1 protein-coding gene is annotated in these 222 nt (G+C 64.0%); it reads left to right on the top strand.

Annotation, left to right across the window (positions count from 1 at the left end; genetic code table 11):
• Positions 1-57: 57 nt before the first annotated feature.
• The coding region (locus Q1B08_RS22245) for a hypothetical protein (protein ID WP_366140094.1) at positions 58-222 on the top strand (165 nt) is incomplete at its 3' end.

The raw sequence follows: 222 nt of genomic DNA, 5'->3' as shown, positions 1-222 counted from the left end.
CCGCGCGAACATGCGCAATCCGCGTGGCCGCTCCCAAAATAAACCGGGAGCTGGGAAATGCATAAGACAAGAGGGGAGAAGCTGCGCCACCAGCTGGCGGGCCATCGCAGCTCCCGGTTCGGCACGTCCTCGGAGACGACCCTACAGCTTCAACCGGCGCTGGAGACGAGCGAGATCTCGATCGCGAAGATGACCGCGAAGCTGCGGCTTCCCGACGGAGAG

The organism is uncultured Jannaschia sp. (genome assembly GCF_947494025.1).
GTDB lineage: Bacteria > Pseudomonadota > Alphaproteobacteria > Rhodobacterales > Rhodobacteraceae > Jannaschia.
The sequence above is the reverse complement of the archived record's forward strand: the minus strand, read 5'-3'. Positions and strand labels throughout refer to the sequence as shown.